Source organism: Niallia endozanthoxylica, assembly GCF_008710145.1.
Classification (GTDB): domain Bacteria; phylum Bacillota; class Bacilli; order Bacillales; family Cytobacillaceae; genus Bacillus_BD; species Bacillus_BD endozanthoxylica.
In genome coordinates, this window is the sequence record NZ_VYKL01000025.1 from 73,574 (window position 1) to 92,115 (window position 18,542).

Here is an 18,542-nt window from a genome sequence, read left to right on the forward strand (position 1 = left end):
GTGGAGACGGTTCTAATGTTTCATAGAAGTTATGTATAGAGTTCTCTCTATCCAATCTTTCCTTTCTAATGAAATGCGAGAATACCGTCCCACTGTTACTCTATAGACCAGGTGAAACGCCAGATTCGGCCTAGTGTTTCACCTCTTTTTATTCTGCTTCTTTCTTAAGCCCATCCCTCATTTTTTTCAGTTTTTCAATCATAAAGTTATAATCAATTTCATCGAGATTAGGATAAGCGTCAATCTTTTGTTTCATTTCTTTTAGTTCCGGAGGCAGTCCGTCATCTTTATTGCTTGTGAAAATGGAGGCAACGGTTCCCGTGATTAAACCAATAATCCCGATACCTGTCAGCATTAAAACACTTGCTATGATTCTTCCTACAGTGGTTTCCGGATAGAGGTCCCCGTACCCAACGGTTGTCATCGTCACGATGGCCCACCAAAGTGCATCGCCATATGAATCAAAACTCGGCTCAATCGCTGTCATTGGCAAAGCAATAAGGAAAAGCAGGGTTATTACGGATACAACAAGGGAATCAATTTTATATTTTTTTAAAATCTGATCAAAGAAAGCAATCCGCCTATTTACAATCATCAACAGACGAAGAATTCTAAAAATCCGCACAAACCGCGCTGTACGCAGCAATTGATCGAGTGGAAGAATCGCAATTAAGTCTAAAGGATGATTTCTAAAGAACTTCCATTTATTTTCGCTTTTTATAAACCGGATAACATAATCCACGAAAAAAACCCCCCAAATAAACCAGTCCAAAATCACCCCTTCCTTCGAAGGTAAATCCAGAACTAGGGAAAGAATCACTAAAACAGCTAAGCCTATTTCATAGATGATTCCAAAAGACCATTTTTTCATTGAATCAAATCCCCACTCGTCAATTATTTGCCTACCGTTCTACGAAAATAAAATATACTTTCATTTCTCTTTTATTTTTTCTATTTTACCATGAATGGCGAGAGGATAATGGAGTGAAATTCAAGGTGCAGTCTCTACTAATATGCTCCATATCCCCACTTAAGCAAAAATATAATTATAATAGACCTACACTTTCCTTTTTTTCGGGAACCGATATCGGGATGACTCCGTCTAAGAAATGGAAAGCGATGGGGGGCATAGAAATTTTGAACGAAATGAATCTACACTCCTCACCAAATCAGCTAACAAAAGAAGAACAGCTCCAACTATTAATGGAAGAATACGGCGATATGGTGATGAGATTGGCTTACACGTACGTGAAACAAAAAGAACTAGCTGAAGATATTTCACAGGAGGTATTTATCAGCTGTTATAAAAACCTAGAAACCTTTGAAAACCGAGCCACCTACAAAACGTGGCTCTACCGAATAACGGTGAACAAGTGCAAGGATTATTTTCGAAGCTGGTCCTTTCGAAACATTCAATATCAGAACTTAATCCGCTCCGTTTTTAACAGCAAAGAAAAATCGGTAGAATCCAATATTGTTGAAAAAGAAAATCAAGAAAGAATCTTTGAAACCGTTTTGTCACTTCCTATCAAGTTTAGAGAAGTAATCATTCTTCATTACTATGAAGATTTATCCATCAATGAAATGTCCGAGCTGTTAGGGGTTAACTCCAATACAGTAAAAACAAGGCTGCATCGAGCTAGAAAGCTATTGGGAAGTAATTTGAAGGAGTGGCAAATGTATGAGGAATAAATGGAAGTATCCTAGTCATCATTCAGAATTAAACCAACTTCGTTTTAAAGAAAAACAAATGGATTATGTATTAAACACGGTACAAGCTGATCCCTGCCCTGATATGACTAATCCTAAAAAGAAAATCATTTTTAAAAGATTGAGTTATTTAACAACAGCAGCTGCTGCCCTATTTATGCTAATCATTGGTTCTACTCATTTTTCACTGGACATGGCCAAGGCTGCAGCGAAAATTCCTTATTTTAGCTTATTTATCAAGCAGGAGGAGTATAAATATGCTCTTTATGATAGCATTCAAAATGTCATCAATGAGCATCAATATCAAGTGGTTGATCTAGATGTTTCTATACCGAAAAAGAAAATCACGGTTTCACTGCTTGGGTCCAAAGCGGAAGTGAAAACCATCAAAGCTGATGTGATCGCTAATATCAACGAGGAGTTAGTATCTCAAGATTTTGGCAAATACAAGATTCTTGTCAAAAAAGGAGAAAGACCAGATCCCGGACCAGAACTCACACAAGAGGAAGAAAAATATATCACAGACAGCGTAGAGCTTGAGAAAAAGATATTACATTTACTTGCTCAACATAACTACACACCGGCCTTTCCAATTGAAGCTCGCATCAACAGCATGGAAAACTTCATCTATATTGCCTTGCCAAATACGGAAAGCAAACAAAGAGTCACTGAATTAAAAGAGCTGCTCAACACGGTTACGAAAGATTATGGAGAATTTAGAATGAGAATTACCAGTATCGACATGAAAGCACGGGAACAAGAACTGCGATGGGGAAACAACATCATCGGCATTCTTGCACAGGGACTCATGTCAAACAAATCCTTTCAAGTTACCGGTTTTTCATACTCATTCCACCCCTACCCGTTACAAATAAAAGTGAAGACTTCCGTTCAATCAACAGACCCAAAAGCCAAAGAGCTTGCGGAAGAAATGATTAATGAAATGAAAGTGTTCATTCAAACCCATGAATTAACAAAAGACGTAAGGAATGACGAGTACAAGGTGATCATTTATGGGAAGGATAAAGAAATAATATTGGAAGAATAGAAACGCGGGAACCTCCCGCTGTTTCCAAAAAAACGGCACTCCAATTGTTATGTGTGTCTAACAATTGGAGTGCCGTTCATCCTGTCTACCCCTAATATTCTCTTCACACTTTCAAATCAAAATTCCCGCCTAAATGCGGCTGTGCAGCATGCTGAATAGCAGCTACGTCATTGGTACTGATCAACTTCTGAATCGCTTCACCTTGCTGCTCGGCATTCCCCATTGCCATATCCATAACCGACATCGAAGCCTGTTGCATAACTTGTCCATGACTTAGCGCCATTGACATTAATGCGATATTCATGAAATTACCACCTTTCTTTTACTAATGGACAACAGTGTGTAACTGCCTCTCTAATAAATATACTTCACTTATCAATTCTTTCAAGCGATTATTCAGCTAGTCTAGTTCTATTGCGGTTAGTTTATTATCAAGAGTGTATTGAGCTATTTTTTTCATTTCATGTAGCTTCACTTCTATCTCTTCTAGAATACAATCTCGTTTTTTACACCACTGGAGCTGTTGTTCAAGAAACTGCTTGTGTTCCTGCTCTTCTTTGTTCATTCGTTCCTCCAGTAAACCTAGGTTTTTACTGCCATTATGAAATAAAATTCTAGCAAATTTAAAGTCATTGAACATTATATGTAATAGGATTTTTCATGATTTATACCAAAATCCTGCTATATACTCTTATATATTCCTTCCTACAATAGATCGTATGTTCTATAATAGAACTGAGGAATCTTTTATAAGGAAGTGTTAATAATGGAAAGTTCGGCTAAAAAAAATGCATTTCTGTCATATATCTGTGGCAAATTGTTAGGGGATGGTTGTATCACACTGCAACCAGGAAGAAAGCCGAGATTTCAATTTAATCATACTGCAAGCGATTTTGAATGGTGTAACTATTGTTATGAGAAACTTCGACCATTTTTACCACTTAACCCTCCTTCATATTCAAAGATTAAAGATTCTAGAACATTGAAAGGTTACACTGAGAGATATATAGTTCAATCAAAAACTTCTGAACTTATTACATATTTAGAGTCTATTTGGTATTTTTCTCGAAAAAAAGTAATCCCTTTTGACTTTTTGGAAAAGTATTTAGATGAAAAAGCATTAGCATGGTGGTACTTGGATGACGGACACTTAAAGAAAAACAACGATGTTGTAAAGAAAATAATTCTCTCCACAGATAGTTTTACCCAAAATGAAAATCTGCAATTAATTAAACTTCTAGAGAAAAAATTCTCATTAAATTTTTCATTAGACGGACAAAATCGTTTAATACTCTATGATCAATTACAAATCGTTTATTTTTGCCGATTAGTACATCCTTATCTACATCCATCCATGGATAGAAAAATAATGAAAACAGAACTATTTATCAAACAATACTTTCCCTAAGAGAACTACTATCTATTTGCCTGGAGATATTAAACTAAACAAACCAACATCTGAAATAAATAACCAATTACAGCTTTTAACAAACCTTCATGAAATTGTTTATAACCGTGAAAATTACCTTTATCATTATAAAACAACCTTCTCACTAGTTAGAAATCATCTTAATACAAAACAATATCAGGTTGTTATTGAATCAAGGTATTGGAGTATAATTAATGATATAAAGAAAATAACCGGGTTGAATAACAGTCAAGTTGTTACACTTTGTTTTTATTTTGATAACTAATGTCGTTTGTCACCCATTAAAAGATTCCTTTTCTAGTAATACAATTCTACTAAAAAACACCACCGGTATCATATTGGGCTACTTCTAATATGATATTGATGAGACAGGAGCCCCTAAACAAAGACCTCAACTGAATCTGAGGTCTTTAAATCGGTTAGTATTCAATACTTACTACTGTCTAGATTATTTTCCTTCCGTACTTTACATAAATATAGGCATTGACTGTCGCTCTAAGTGCTGCTTCCATTAGACCGATTGATGTCAAAGTAATTTTTGATATATAAATGATTAGTTTTATATATTTTGGCACCCCTTATGTGGAACATTATGTGAAACAAGATTTTTCGGGGTGTCACAGCGAACATAAACTAAACTAATTTTACTATAAAACTAGGTCTATTTTACCTGTCAATTAATGTTTTTTTGTTACTTTAGTATTTTATAGTGGATTAGTTGAAAGCAGCAGGACTATCGGGGAGCATTCCTTCTACCATCTCTTTTCAATCCACCAAAAAAGACCAACCTTCCATCTAGGCTGCTCCTACATCCCCATCATACTTTCAAATCAAAATTTCCGCCTAAATGCGGCTGAGCAGCATGCTGAATAGCAGCTGCGTCATTTGTACTGATTAACTTCTGAATGGCTTCGCCTTGCTGTTGTGCATTCCCCATTGCCATATCCATAACTGACATTGAAGCCTGTTGCATAACTTGCCCGTGACTTAGCGCCATGGACATTAATGCGATATTCATGAAAACACCACCTTTTTAATGTTAATGAACAACAGTGTGTAATTGCTTTTCTAAAACACGAACTTCACTTTTTAATTCATTTAATTGATCATTCAACTGTTCAATTTCTATCGCAGTAAGTTCGTGATTAACAACGTATTGGGCTATCTTTTTCATTTCATAAAGTTTTATTTCTATCCCTTCTAAAATGAGGTCTTGGTTTTTACACCATTTTAGCTGGTGGTCAAGAAACTGTTTGTATTCTTGTTGCTCTTTTCTGTTCATTGGACCCTCCTATAAAACTTTCTTATATAAAAAGAATCCCTAGTAAACCAGAGCCATTATTACTAAAACTAACGGAGAAGTTGTAAGACTCCCTGTGGTATTTGATTCGATTGAGCTAGCATGGCTTGTGATGCTTGTGTAAGTATAGAATTCTTTGTTTGAGCCATAATTTCTCTAGCCATGTCCAAATCACGGATACGGGATTCTGCTGCCGTTAGGTTCTCTGAGTAAGTACTTAAGTTATTTATCGTATATTCCAAACGATTTTGAATTACGCCAATGGTTGAACGCTCTGAACTGATCATTTCAATGGCTTTGTCTATTTTACTCAAAGCGCCTTTTCTGTTAGGAGCATCTATGACAGAAAGGCTATCAACTCCTATGGCAGTTGTTTCCGTATTCATGAAATGTAAAGAAATACTATTTCCGCTATTTGCACCGATTTGAAACTGTACTTGATTTGGTTCAGTTAAAACCGCATCCTTCCCTTTCTCGGATGAAAAAAAGAGTGATGTAAAAGCATTCCCTGAAAACTGGCTGATTTTATGATTTTCTCCAGCTGTATGATGTCTAAATACGAGCCGATTGTCAGAATAAGATGCTGAAACCCCTGCATTTTTTTCTGTTAATCGATGGTTAATCTCATCTATAAGTTCCTCTGACGTATAAGTGCCTTCACTCAATTGTATTGTTTTATGAACATCATCAACAAGAAAACTTAAGCTATCATTCATTCCCTCTTCTATCATTAATCCATTGGATAAATCTCTATTTCCTGTCACCTTAAATGATTGTTCAATTACTCCCTCTTGACCATCCATATGTAAAAATAGATCAGTAAAAGCAGTGCCTGAAAACTGAATGGCATTTACATTCCCTGTTTCAGCAGATGTTCTATCAATCTTCAGAACTTTAATGTCAGAACCCTCAACAGCTAATCTATCATCGGAATATCCCTGGTGAATGGATGCCGACAGCTTGACATTTTGTTCCGTAAAATGGGAATTAAGTTCATTAATTAGCTGTTGTGAAGTATACGTACCTGAATCCAACTTAAATGAATAATCATGACCATCCAAGGTAAGCTCCAAAATATCATTTTGATTCTCAATAATGGATAAGCCGTTACTTAAATCTTTGTTACCAAATAACCAATCATCCCCCCACTTGTAGGTAAAGATAAAGGAGGCAGCATTTCCACTAACCCGCATAATCCCAGCCTCATTATTTTCTAACATATTGATTCCGAGGGTTCCACCGGATATATAGTAGTTATGAAATTGAACATCCAGCCCACTCTCATTGAAGCGAGCATTTAGTTCATTCTCAAATTGTTCACCATTCAAATAAGTTCCAGGTGTAAGAGTAATCTCATAGTCTTCTTCATTCAGCGTGATTATAAGAGAATCATTCACTCCCTCGATAATGGTCCCATATTGTGGATCCGCAAAAGAGAGGTTACTTTTACTAGTGACTGATTTCGTTATTGCTCCGGCAAAGGATTGCCCCTCTTCAAACGTTAAAAATAATGATTCTACCAATTTTCCGGAAAGTTGAATGTCATCGTCGATACCATGGAGTAGAGACAATTGATTATTTTGGTAGGTAGCAGATACATTGACATTCTCCTTAATGAATTGAGTATTTAATTGGTTGATAAACTCATCCGCATGATATTGACCTGCTTCTAATCGAATAGTATAAGAAATATCATCAATAATAAGGTTTAATGTATCATTTACTCCTTGTACAATGGTCATTCCCTCCGAAAGATCAACATTTCCAGAGATTTGTGCAGGAATGGCTTCCGTCAGTACAGAAATTTCTCCATTATAGCTGCCATCGATTAAATATTTATTATTAAAATGCGTATTTCGAGCAATATCATTAATTGTATTTTTTAATTCGTCCATTTCCTTTTGAAGGTGCAATCGGTCCAATCTTGTTAACGAATCATTTTCTGATTGTATAACCAATTCCCTCATTCTTTGTAATGGAGGATTCAGAATTTGTGACAATGCCCCTTCGGCCGTTTGAAGAAGCGATATGCCGTCCTGTATATTTTTTTGCGCTTGATTGAGACCTCTAATTTGGGCCCGCATTTTTTCAGAAATGGCTAACCCTGCGGAATCATCACTAGCTCGGTTAATCCTCATCCCTGATGATAATTTTTGGAGAATGGCTTCTGATTTATGAGTCTGTTTCTTTATTTGATTAAAATTTTTTAAAGCCGTTATATTATGATTTATGATCATCAAAACACCTATCAATCTTTATTCTTACTGTTTATATCGGATAATTTGTGGGATTTTGAAGAGGTAAAGCTCTAATTAATGGAGAATTGATCTTTGAAAGTGAAGTAAAACAGGTGTGTAACCTGGGAGAATCTCGTATTTAAATCTCTATTTAAAAGAAAATAGGAATCAACCCTATACTAATAAAGAAATAGCTAAATAAATAGAATTAAAAAGGCAAGCAGTGACCATGCAATGAATTGCAGATAATTTACAAAGAAGTTATTGACCCGTAACTAATAAATCATGGGATATTTATTAAGCTTAATTCAAACCCTGCCATTTCAGAAAGACTTTTGACATATATAAATTAATTTAATGAATTTTGGCAACCCTTATGTGGAACATTTTATGAAACAATATTTTTCGGGGCGTCACAGCGAATACTCCTTAAAAAGATTCCTTTTCTGGTAGTTTCATGCTACTAAAAGGGAAGAAACCCCAAAAATAAAATGAATTTGAAGCACAAAACATCCAAAATAATTAAAAAAATCAGCAAGTACATCCATAGTACCTGCTGATTTTTTGCTTCTATATAATAATCTTGAAACGCGATGCTTGTCTCATTTTATCTTGTTGCTTTTACGGTGCTTTGGATTGTTTTCCCACCATATTCAAGGTATATATAGCTTGATCCTAACGCAACAGCCTCTAATTCTCCATTTGTGACCTTTATCCGGTCTGAACGACTGCTGCTCACAGTTACATCTGTTACTGGTACATCTGTTACACTTCCATCTGACCATTTAGCCTTTAAACCACTAATCGTATACGTATCACCTATTGTTAAAGACGATGGAAGAGCTGAATCCAAATAAAAATTCGTTAATGTTTTTCCTGTTGTTACTTTTACACTACTACGAATTGTCTTTCCCTTGTATTCAAGAGTGATAGAGGTCAAGCCTGATGCAACCGCTTCTAGTTCTCCATTTTTAACCTGTACTCTGTCTGGGCGACTACTGCTCACTGTCACATCCGTTACGGGTACATCTATTACACTTCCATCTGACCATTTGGCTTTCAAACCACTAATTGTATACACATCTCCCAGTACCAATGTTGACGGAAGAGTTGAATCTAAATAAAAATCGGTTAGAGTTGGTGCTCGTTTAATTGTTACTACAATTCGAAGTTTTTTATTTCCATACTCAAATTCTACATAACTGGAACCAGAAGCCAGAGCTGTCATTTGACCATCGTCCGATATCACAATCCGATCTTCCCGACTGCTCTTATAGTTGATTTCATCCGGTGAAATGGTTTTAACACTTCCATCCGACCATTCACCTTTTAATTGAAGTTGGAATACTTCTCCGGCCATAACATTTTCAGGAAATGGATCTACAAAGAGACGGTCTAATGTCGGTGCTGGTTTAACGGTTACAGTCGTTCGAAGAGTTTGACCTTGGTAGGTAAAATCTATATAACTCGAACCGCGAGCCAGAGCTGTCATTTGACCAGTGTTAGATATAACAGCTATATCTTCTCGACTGCTCTTATACTGAACCTCATTTGGTGGGATCGCCTGAATACTTCCATCCGACCATTCACCCTTTACATGAACTTGTATACTTTGACCAACATAAAAGTTTTCAGGAAATGGATCTACCAAGATACGGCTTAATTCTACAGGAGGTTCATCCATATCTTTTACATCTTGGCCAAGTCCTTCTTCTATTGCTCTTTCATCCTCTGGAGACAAATCAATTCCCCATATGTCGATTTCTAATCCCTCAATAGCATCTCTTGCTTCCGGATAACTTCCACCGCAAGTATCCATTCCATCTGTATAAGCGATAAGCTTTCCTTTATCTCCCAATCCATTTTGATGAAGATAATTTGCTCCAAAAGCGATTGAACCTGCTAAAGGAGTCAATCCTGACGGTTGAATTTGTCTAAGTGGCTGGATTAAAGCGTCAATATCAGTAGTTAATTCATGTAATACCCGAATATCACCGCAGTCATAAAAGACCATAAGACCTGCCTCAACGTTCAGTCCTTTTATACCGTTTAAAAAATTCTCTGCTGAGCTTTTAGCTCTCTCCATTCGGTCATTGCCATCCATACTTCCTGAAGCATCTATGACGATCATATAAGAAGTATCTAAACTAGATTCAGCTTGAGCTTGAACACTACCGAACAGAGGAACAAAAACAAGAAATAAAGATAAAAATAGATTAATAAATTTCCTCATTTTCCCACTCCCCTTGCGATCTTCTCTTTTTCTAGTGTATTTCTAAATAAAATAATAGAAACTAAACTTTAATGATATTTTTCAAACAATCCCTCCTTATTTCGTTGAAGAAGGCGAGCCTCTACAAAGATCGTTAGATTGAGCAGATTATCCCCTTTGTGCCGATAGTTAGAAGCATATAAAACTTGATAAATCTCCTACCACTTATGATAGCTTGTACATTTGAATTCACCATATGTTCTACTCTTCTAACCTTTTTTCAACAATTAAACTATATAGGAATATTGTACCATTCAAATCAGTACCTTTCTATGAAAAAAGTAATTTAACTTGTATCTAACATGATTTGTGTGAAGTAGTGACGAGTAAATATTATCTTCAAGATAATGAATAAATTAAATTGGGAGAAAAACAGCGATATTAATCCTAAAGTTAATATCGCTGTTTTTCATCTATTCCAATAACCGTTCCCTAAAAATGGCAAGTATATATAAGTCCAAATTATTTTTTCAACATATCATTTAGTTTCCTAAATAGAATTTATCGCTTGATATCCCTTACTCTAAAACATCTTGTAAAAGTTTTGACAGCTATTGCAACTGTTAAATTTATAAGTAGGATTTATATATTACCTTATACTTTTATATCAACGTTACCTCTAAGATGAGGTTGTGCTGCATGTTGCAGAGCTTGGATGTCTGAAACTCCCGTCATTTTGTTAATAAAATAAGTATTGCCTTCTACCTGATCCCTTGCTTTTTTCATCACAGACATTGAAGCTGCTACTGAACCTGCCATTGACATTAATGCGATATCCACAAAAACACCATAGTTCTCTTTCTAATGAACAACAGAATGTAACTGCTTCTCAAAAAAATGAACTTCACTTTCCAATTCCTTTAATTGACCATTCAACTGATCGAGTTCTAGCGAAGTAAGTTCATGATCGAGAGCGTATTGGGCTATTTTTTTCATCTCATGAAGCTTCATTTCTATTTCTTCTAAAATACGGTCTTGCTCTTTACACCACTCGAGCTGTTGTTCAAGAAACTGCTTATGTTCCTGCTCATCTTTATTCATTCGTTCCTCCTATTCAACAGCCTTAAACTGTTTGATATGAAAAGAGACCCTAGTAAAACTAGAGCCTCTTTCATACCCAAAATTAACGAAGAAGTTGTAAAACTCCTTGTGGTTGTTGGTTGGCTTGCTTTGCCACTGTGTCTTTCGAAATCACAGAATAGACTATATCTTCATCCATGGTTTTCATGGAGCTGGGCACTTCGAACAGCATTTGCTGTCCTACGAGATTCATAGTCATAGCCTTCGCCTTAGACCGTACTTCTCTAGTCGTTGAACCTTCTCCAGAGTTTCCTCACAGGAGCTTGGCTGCTGATTATCCATTGTTATATCTCCAACATTTTCAAACCTTCACGCTTACCGTTTCCAGTTACGTTGTGGTTGATGAAGCTTTAGGAAGTTCCAGCAATTCACCCAGTCATACTTTTATCCGTTACCAGATAAAACGCCCTTCAATCATTACTTCAAGAGTTGTAATACTCCTTGAGATAGTTGATTCGATTGAGCCAACATTGCTTGTGCTGCTTGAGAAAGAATAGAATTCTTTGTTTGAGTCATCATTTCTTTCGCCATCGTGCAAACATTTGCTTTCACAAATGACTAGACTATATCTTCACCTTCTAGCAATCTAGTAAGGGTCGGGCACTTCGGATTCACAATGTTGATGAAGACATTGTTTCACCTACGGATTTCATCATCATGAGCTTAGCTTTTAGATGGTCTATCCTAGTCGTTGGACCTTCTCCATCCTTTCGGAACAGGAGCTTGGCTGCTGATTGCCCATATCTTTTCTTTTTTCAGTACCTTCACGCTTGTCGTTTCCAACTACGTTGTGGTAAGAAAAGCTCTAAGGATTTTCCAGCAATTCACCCGATGATAATCACTAGCCGTTACCAGCTAGGACGACTGTGCTTGTCACTGCCTAAGCAGCTAAAGCATAATCCACGTCACGGATACGAGATTCCGCAGCAGTTAGGTTTTCAGAAGATGTTCCTAAATTGTTGATTGTGTGTTCTAATCGGTTTTGATAAGCACCCAATTCCGAACGGAAGGAAGAAACCTTCTTGATAGCATTATCGTATACTTCGATAGCGGCTGTTGCCTTTTCGTGAGTACTTACATCCAGTGCATATTCTACAATATCACTGTTTGTACCGTTTGTGACACCCATTGAAGAATCTGATGGATCAATGGCAGTATAGTAAGCTTTTGTTGTACCGTTCTCAGCCGTTACTTCTTCTCCTGCGCCACCACTAATATTAAGAGCATCTGCTCGCATATCTTTTAGGTTAATGGTAAAGCCCTGTCCTGCATTAGCGCCAACTTGTAGCAAGATTGATGAGGAAACACTGCTCGCATCAGGAAGTGTTGCATTAAAGCTTTTAGATACTTGCCCTGCAGTAACACCTGTTGTATTGTCAAAGACGTTCTCAGCTGTATGAGCTGAGCCACCGTAGTCTGAACCTCCAACCCCACCTGTGTCAGCTTCAGGCCCATTTGTAAAATGGATAAAATCTGCAACAGCTGTTGAATCTAAGGCTGAGAAACTTGAAACAAAATCAGAGAACAATCCACCTGTAGTATTAGCAATTGCAGTTTTAAGCGCATCACTTCCTGAATTTGCACCTACTAAACTTTTGATTTCAGTCATTAAGTCTTTAATATTTGTACTTGGATCATTGGCAGTTATTTGATTATCTAAATACTTCATAATCATATATCCCGCTGCATAATCTTTGCTATCACCGTTCCATTCAGAACCATTTAGTAGTGCTGTTGCCCGAGTTACCATATCATCCACTTTTGCAGAATCCAAACCACCAGAGCCATCAGAGATATAATATTCTAAACGTTCATCTCCACCATGAATAAACTCAGCTGATCCTTCTTTGAACCAACTTGCCATGTCAATTGTATCTTCTACACCAAACTCTGAGTTCATAACAGCATGAACCATTTCGTGTGCTAAGACACGATCACTATAATTTGCTCCACCTGTTCCGTTATCTCCACTATCACCTGAGCTTGGAGTAAAATCACTCACATCAATTGTCAACGTTTGAGCTGTTGTTCCTGTCGAACCAGTTACATAGGCAGCTGTTCCGCCTGGTGCATCTGTCTTTAAAATAATCTCGAGATTTTCCCCATTACCCTTTAATCCATATTCTGCAATGATTCTATCTTCCGCTTGAGTTAACCATCCCTTGTTTTTAATACCATCTAATATGTTATTTACCGTAGTGGTATCTCCAACACCAGCATTTAATAATCTCTTTGTATTAAACTCAGTCGTATTTCCAATTCTATTAACCTCTGAAGTTAATTGATTGATTTCCTTTTGAATTTCTTTACGGTCAGTATCAGTATTTGTATCGTTTGCTGCTTGTGTAGCTAGTTCACGCATACGTTGAAGTATTTCATGTGTTTCGTTTAAAGCTCCCTCCGCCGTTTGTAGGAGCGATATCCCGTCTTGCGAATTGCGTTGCGCTTGTTCTAATCCTCGGATCTGACCACGCATTTTTGCAGAAATTGCTAGACCTGCAGCATCATCCCCAGCTTTATTGATACGAAGACCAGAGGATAATTTCTCCATTGAATTGGATTGAGCACTATTAGCAATACTTAATTGTCGATATGTGTTTAATGCTGCAATATTATGATTAATTCTCATAGCCCTACCTCATCTCCCAAACCATTCTTAGATATCAAAAAGGAGTACGAGGAAAATATCCCCAGTACCCCCTCTTGAAATACTCCAATAATTAACGAAGAAGTTGTAGAACTCCTTGTGGTTGTTGATTCGCTTGCTTTGCGACTGTGTCTTTCGAAATCACAGAATAGACTATATCTTCATCCATGTTTTCATGGAGCTGGGCACTTCGAACAGACTAGCTGCCCTACGAGATTCATAATCATAGCTTTTGCCTTAGACCGTGTTCTCTAGTCGTTGAACCTTCTCCACTCTTTCGAGACAGGAGCTTGGCTGCTGATTATCCATTGTTTCATCTTCATCATTTTCAAACCTTCACACTTACCGTTTCCAATTACGTTGTGGTTGATGAAGCTTTAGGAAGTTCCAGCAATTCACCCAGTTATCCTCTAGCTCGTTACCAAGCTAGACGCCCTTCTTATCATTTATCTCAAGAGTTGTAACACTCCTTGAGGCGTTTGATTCGATTGAGCTAACATTGCTTGTGCTGCTTGTCCAAGAATGGAATTCTTTGTTTGTTCCATCATTTGTTTCGCCATCGTGCGAACATTTGCTTTCACAAATGACCAGACTATATCTTCACCTTCTAGCAATCTAGTAAGGGTCGGGCACTTCGGATTCACAATGCTGATGGACATTGTTTCACCTACGGATTTCATCATCATGAGCTTAGCTTTTAGATGGTCTATCCTAGTCGTTGAACCTTCTCCAAAGTTTCCTCACAGGAGCTTGGCTGCTGATTGCCCAATCTTTTCTTTTTTTCAAACCATCACGCCTGCCGTTTCCAACTACGTTGTGGTAAGAAAAGCTCTAAGGGGTTTCCAGCAATTCACCCGATAATAATCTCTAGCCGTTACCAGCTAGGACGACTGTGCTTGTCACTACACTAAGCAGCTAAAGCATAATCTACGTCACGGATACGAGATTCCGCAGCAGTTAAGTTTTCAGAAGATGTTCCTAAGTTGTTAATTGTGTGGTCTAAACGGTTTTGGTATGCACCTAATTTAGAACGTTCTGCAGAAACTGATTCAATTGCATCATTGATAACATCAATCGCTGCACTAGCTTTATCATGAGAAGAAACATCTAATGCCTTAAATGTACCAGTATTATTAGTTCCATCTGTTACATCTGTAGCAGTTGTATAAGATGCTGTTTTTCCAGATTTAGATTGTACTGTTGTACCATCTTCACTAGCAACTTTTAATGCATCAGATGACGCACGCATGTCACGAACCTCAATTGTCATGCTTTGTCCAGCATTTGCACCAATTTGGAAGCTAGCAGAAAAACCGTTCCCTTCTCCTGTAGTTGTTGATACTTGAGGAGCAGTTGCTGATTCCTGACCAGCTTGTTGAGTTAATTCAATTGTAGACCCCGAACCAGCGGCAGAATAATCTGCACTAAGTGTTGTATTTGATGCAATCGCTGCCCTAAAATTAGCCGCTGTGTCATCTGCATTTACACCGATTAATACACTAGTACCTGCTGCAATTCCAGCATCGGCTACATCATCTGTGAATGTAATTTCCTGACCATCGATAGTAATACTATTTCCAGCTTCTTGTTGAGCAAGGTCAAATGAGTAAACACCTGCGGTACCACCAGCTGCTGACAATGAAGCTGCACTAACATCACCTGTACCGTTAGCATCTTGCGATAATGTTACTGTTGCACCTGAACCACTTGCAGTTAATCCAGAGAAAGACATAGCTCTAATAGCTGCAGCTTGGTCATCTGCTGTATCTGTTGCTAAGATACCAAATGCATCCCCAGAACCTGAATTTGCTGCGTCAAGTGCTGCTTGGTCAGCATATACAGTAATAGTTTCTCCACCTACATCAATTGTTTCACCTGCTCCTAATGCAGTAGTAATATCAAAGCTAGTTGTTCCTTGGGTACCTGCACTTGCAGCATCACCATTTGCTGTTGCTCCAGTTGTTCCTGTCGTTGCAGTTCCAGCTGTCCCAGAGAAAGTAAAAGCTCCAGAACCTGGATTTGTTCCAGATACTGATGGTGTTAAAGTTGCAATGTCAGTTGTAGAAGAACCAGCTATATCTAAAGTAATAGTGATTGTTTTATTATCATGGTCTACGGCAATTCCTTCTGTAGTGTCATCAGCTACAGTTAACGTGTATCCATCATATTGACTACCATATTCATCAGCAGTAATGGTTAAGCCATCTACTGTTAAAGTGGAGTAAACATCAGAACCACCAGCTGCAACACCAAGTGTATTAGAAACACTACCAATAGCTCCAACTGCCGCACCAGCAGCCCCAGCGGTAGTCGTTGTTACACTAACCGCAGAAGTTTTTTCAACTCCACCATTTAATAACTTCTGAGTATTAAATTCAGTAGTATTACCAATTCGGTTAATTTCAGATGTTAATTGGTTGATTTCTTTTTGAATTTCTCCACGGTCTGTATCTGTGTTTGTATCGTTCGCTGCTTGTGTAGCTAGCTCTCGCATACGTTGAAGGATGTCAGTAGTTTCACTTAAAGCTCCTTCAGCAGTTTGAATCATGGAATTCGCATCCTGGGCGTTGGCAGAAGCTTGGTCTAAACCACGTACTTGAGCTCTCATTTTTTCAGAGATTGCTAGACCTGCTGCATCATCCTTCGCACCATTAATACGAAGACCAGAAGATAATTTCTCCATTGAAGCTTGTTGTGCGTTGTTTGCATTACCCAACTGACGATACGTGTTCAACGCCGCAATATTATGATTAATTCTCATTTCATTTTCCTCCTTGAATGTCAGGCTCACTTCCCTGTGAACCACTCAAATTTCAGAAGGAATAAAGTCGGCCGCCTTTATTCCCCCTTACATTTTTATTATCGGAGGATGATAGGAACTGTTTAGCGTTTTAGAAATTATTTTTTCAAATTCGATAGATTTTTTAGGTTACTTAATAGATTATTTACAGAAGCTGTTGCGGCTTTGTTTTCAGCTTGGATTTCTTCAAATAACTCCTGGCGTAAAATCTCCACATTCTTCGGTGCTTGAATGCCTATTTTCACTTGATCATTTGCTGTAGCTACAATGGTAATTTCAATATCATCGCCAACTCGGATCGTTTGGCCCTTTTTTCGTGACAGTACTAGCATGGATCATCGCCCCTTTGCAGTGACTGGTTCCTCTGCAAAGAGAGGATGTTTCGTTAAATAGTTTGTGTTGTTTAAAATAATTTGTCTGGCTTTATTGTTTGTTGTGTTAATAACTATAGGTGCTTGCAAATTTGCTGTTGATTGATTAAAAGGTTCCTTTGGTGTGATAATAACGAAGACTTTGACATCCTTTTCCTGTTCAATTCCAAGACTTTCAACAATGGCATCATCAACTACAAAATCATAGTCCTTCTTGTAAAAGAACGGGTCTGTTGTGATAAATGCAATCTCCTCATTAACAGTGGATTGCAGCACTTGAAAAAGTCCGTCATCTGTCAGAGGAATAAGCACAAATCTCGTTTCATTTGGAAATCCTGGAATTCCTTTTTCAAAACGCAAGATCTCTTCCTCGTTAATGTTCATTTCTCCATGATATTTTGTTCTAATCTTCATCTCATCATGTCCTTCTATTATGATTTTTATAGTATTCTCGATTTATCCTAAAAAAATCCCTATAGAGCACTCTCCATAGGGATTCAATTCATCTTAAATAGTCCATTAATGTTGGTTGGATTAGCTTAGCACCGACTGCTAATGATGCTTGATGTAAGCTTTGGGCAATCGTTAAGTCAATATAGACTTTTTCGAGGTCAATGTCTTCGTTTTCTGACAATGTTTTTTTGGAGATGAGTTCCTGCTCCATAAGACGGTTTTGGACCAATTCGGCCCGGTTCGTTCTGGCTCCTAGTTCTGATCTAGTTGAAACGATGTTATTAATCATTCTATCAATATATTCAAGTGATTGATTGACATCTGAACCACTTGAGCTAGGATCTATCAGCATTTTCTTTATCGACTCTATGCCGCTGAACAGGTCCACTGAGAACGCATCCTGTGGGCGGATGTTAATGGCCATTTTGACGCCCTTCATGATTTCGATTTCCACATCTCCATTATTTGTTGAAGCGGCATTTACATGGGAAATAATGACTTCATGATCTAATAATTTTTTCTCGACATTCCCTAATTCACCATCACGGTATTCAAGTTCTTCTTGATATTGATAGGTGATTTCGCTTGTGGCTGGATCGACAATCATCTTTTCACCAGTGGATGAAACAAATGTATTACCGGATGCATCAGATGGGTCATGCTTAAATGTTTGACCTTTATAACTGACTACATATCCCGTTTTATCATCCTGGGATAGAAATTTACCGTAATCCACACTGATTTGATTGAGATTGATTGGTTTTTTATTTGTATCCGTTCCGCTGAAAATATACGTATCTCCTACCTTTGTTTCGGCAAGTGTAGCTAGATGCTCCTGGAGGCTAGTGATTTCGTCAGCAATATTCTTTCTTGCTCCCGCATCATAGCTGTCATTTGATGCCTGTACGGTCAACTCACGGACCCGCTGCAGAACCTGGGTTGCTTCATTAAGAGAAGAGTCCGCATTCTCAAGCCAGTTGAAACCTTCATTTAAGTTGCGTTTAAACTGTTCCACTTCAACTACCTGACTGCGGTAGTGCATCCCATTCATGGCAACCACTGGGTCATCTGACGGCTTTGTAATTTTCTTTCCAGACATCATTTGATCATTCAACGTTGTCAATCTATTATAATTTTGACTTAAATATTTAATATTATTATTGATAAGCATCCCTTGTGTGACACGCACGCTTAA

Annotated in this window: 18 protein-coding genes and 2 pseudogenes; 3 read left to right on the forward strand and 17 right to left on the reverse strand. The window is 37.6% G+C overall.

Annotated elements, in window-relative coordinates; translation table 11 throughout:
* Window positions 1-148: 148 nt before the first annotated feature.
* Window positions 149-871, reverse strand: coding sequence for an ion transporter (locus F4V44_RS16090; RefSeq protein WP_150441037.1), 723 nt, complete (start codon window positions 869-871; stop codon window positions 149-151).
* 275 nt (window positions 872-1,146) lie between these two features.
* On the opposite strand from F4V44_RS16090, the gene F4V44_RS16095 reads away from it, so the two are divergent.
* Together F4V44_RS16095 and F4V44_RS16100 are read left to right on the forward strand one after the other, a co-directional pair.
* The gene (locus F4V44_RS16095) at window positions 1,147-1,692 is read left to right on the forward strand and encodes a sigma-70 family RNA polymerase sigma factor (protein WP_150441085.1); all 546 of its coding nucleotides are present in this window, start codon (window positions 1,147-1,149) and stop codon (window positions 1,690-1,692) included.
* Window positions 1,682-2,758, forward strand: coding sequence for a DUF4030 domain-containing protein (locus F4V44_RS16100; RefSeq protein ID WP_150441038.1), 1,077 nt, complete (start codon window positions 1,682-1,684; stop codon window positions 2,756-2,758). The genes F4V44_RS16095 and F4V44_RS16100 overlap by 11 nt, the downstream gene beginning before the upstream one ends.
* 103 nt (window positions 2,759-2,861) lie before the next feature.
* Here F4V44_RS16100 and F4V44_RS16105 read toward each other — a convergent pair whose 3' ends face one another.
* Complete coding sequence (locus F4V44_RS16105; protein WP_150441039.1) at window positions 2,862-3,062, reverse strand: YjfB family protein; 201 nt, start codon at window positions 3,060-3,062, stop codon at window positions 2,862-2,864.
* A gap of 96 nt (window positions 3,063-3,158) precedes the next feature.
* Entirely contained in the window at window positions 3,159-3,323 is a 165-nt protein-coding gene (locus F4V44_RS27425) for a hypothetical protein (RefSeq protein ID WP_191090720.1), read from the reverse strand.
* A gap of 201 nt (window positions 3,324-3,524) precedes the next feature.
* Here F4V44_RS27425 and F4V44_RS16110 point away from each other — a divergent pair, with 201 nt between their 5' ends.
* Window positions 3,525-4,166, forward strand: a complete 642-nt coding sequence (locus F4V44_RS16110; protein WP_150441040.1) for a hypothetical protein — start codon at window positions 3,525-3,527, stop codon at window positions 4,164-4,166.
* A gap of 838 nt (window positions 4,167-5,004) precedes the next feature.
* On the opposite strand, the gene F4V44_RS16115 is transcribed toward F4V44_RS16110, so the two are convergent.
* From F4V44_RS16115 to flgL, 14 genes and pseudogenes are all read right to left on the reverse strand, one after another.
* Complete coding sequence (locus F4V44_RS16115; RefSeq protein ID WP_150441041.1) at window positions 5,005-5,205, reverse strand: YjfB family protein; 201 nt, start codon at window positions 5,203-5,205, stop codon at window positions 5,005-5,007.
* Window positions 5,206-5,226: 21 nt separating this feature from the next.
* Window positions 5,227-5,469, reverse strand: coding sequence for a hypothetical protein (locus tag F4V44_RS16120; protein ID WP_150441042.1), 243 nt, complete (start codon window positions 5,467-5,469; stop codon window positions 5,227-5,229).
* Between the two features lie 68 nt (window positions 5,470-5,537).
* Window positions 5,538-5,804, reverse strand: a pseudogene (locus F4V44_RS28400) (flagellin); the annotation flags it as partial.
* 1,512 nt (window positions 5,805-7,316) lie between these two features.
* Window positions 7,317-7,724: pseudogene (locus tag F4V44_RS28405) on the reverse strand (flagellin); the annotation flags it as partial.
* Between the two features lie 607 nt (window positions 7,725-8,331).
* Complete coding sequence (locus F4V44_RS16135) at window positions 8,332-9,957, reverse strand: VWA domain-containing protein (protein WP_150441043.1); 1,626 nt, start codon at window positions 9,955-9,957, stop codon at window positions 8,332-8,334.
* 633 nt (window positions 9,958-10,590) lie between these two features.
* Window positions 10,591-10,761, reverse strand: coding sequence for a putative motility protein (locus F4V44_RS16140; protein ID WP_223881924.1), 171 nt, complete (start codon window positions 10,759-10,761; stop codon window positions 10,591-10,593).
* 36 nt (window positions 10,762-10,797) lie between these two features.
* Window positions 10,798-11,037, reverse strand: coding sequence for a hypothetical protein (locus tag F4V44_RS16145; RefSeq protein ID WP_150441045.1), 240 nt, complete (start codon window positions 11,035-11,037; stop codon window positions 10,798-10,800).
* Between the two features lie 456 nt (window positions 11,038-11,493).
* A complete protein-coding gene (locus F4V44_RS16150) occupies window positions 11,494-11,607 on the reverse strand; it encodes a flagellin (RefSeq protein WP_317978336.1) in 114 nt (37 codons plus the stop codon).
* Between the two features lie 349 nt (window positions 11,608-11,956).
* Window positions 11,957-13,705, reverse strand: a complete 1,749-nt coding sequence (locus F4V44_RS16155) for a flagellinolysin (RefSeq protein ID WP_150441046.1) — start codon at window positions 13,703-13,705, stop codon at window positions 11,957-11,959.
* A 464-nt stretch (window positions 13,706-14,169) separates the two neighbouring features.
* Window positions 14,170-14,409 carry a flagellin gene (locus tag F4V44_RS28410; protein WP_396897502.1) on the reverse strand — a complete coding sequence of 80 codons (240 nt, stop codon included), beginning with the start codon at window positions 14,407-14,409 and terminating at the stop codon, window positions 14,170-14,172.
* 221 nt (window positions 14,410-14,630) lie between these two features.
* On the reverse strand, window positions 14,631-16,484 hold the full coding sequence (locus tag F4V44_RS28295) for a flagellin N-terminal helical domain-containing protein (protein WP_449866991.1): 1,854 nt from the start codon (window positions 16,482-16,484) through the stop codon (window positions 14,631-14,633).
* A 137-nt stretch (window positions 16,485-16,621) separates the two neighbouring features.
* Window positions 16,622-16,855: a carbon storage regulator CsrA gene (gene csrA / locus F4V44_RS16175; RefSeq protein ID WP_150441047.1), complete on the reverse strand. Its 234-nt coding sequence runs from the start codon at window positions 16,853-16,855 to the stop codon at window positions 16,622-16,624.
* 3 nt (window positions 16,856-16,858) lie between these two features.
* Window positions 16,859-17,308, reverse strand: a complete 450-nt coding sequence (gene fliW / locus F4V44_RS16180; RefSeq protein WP_150441048.1) for a flagellar assembly protein FliW — start codon at window positions 17,306-17,308, stop codon at window positions 16,859-16,861.
* An 88-nt stretch (window positions 17,309-17,396) separates the two neighbouring features.
* Window positions 17,397-18,536 (reverse strand): flagellar hook-associated protein FlgL, encoded by a 1,140-nt coding sequence (flgL, locus tag F4V44_RS16185; RefSeq protein WP_150441049.1) that lies wholly within the window; start codon window positions 18,534-18,536, stop codon window positions 17,397-17,399.
* Between the last annotated feature and the right edge of the window lie 6 nt (window positions 18,537-18,542).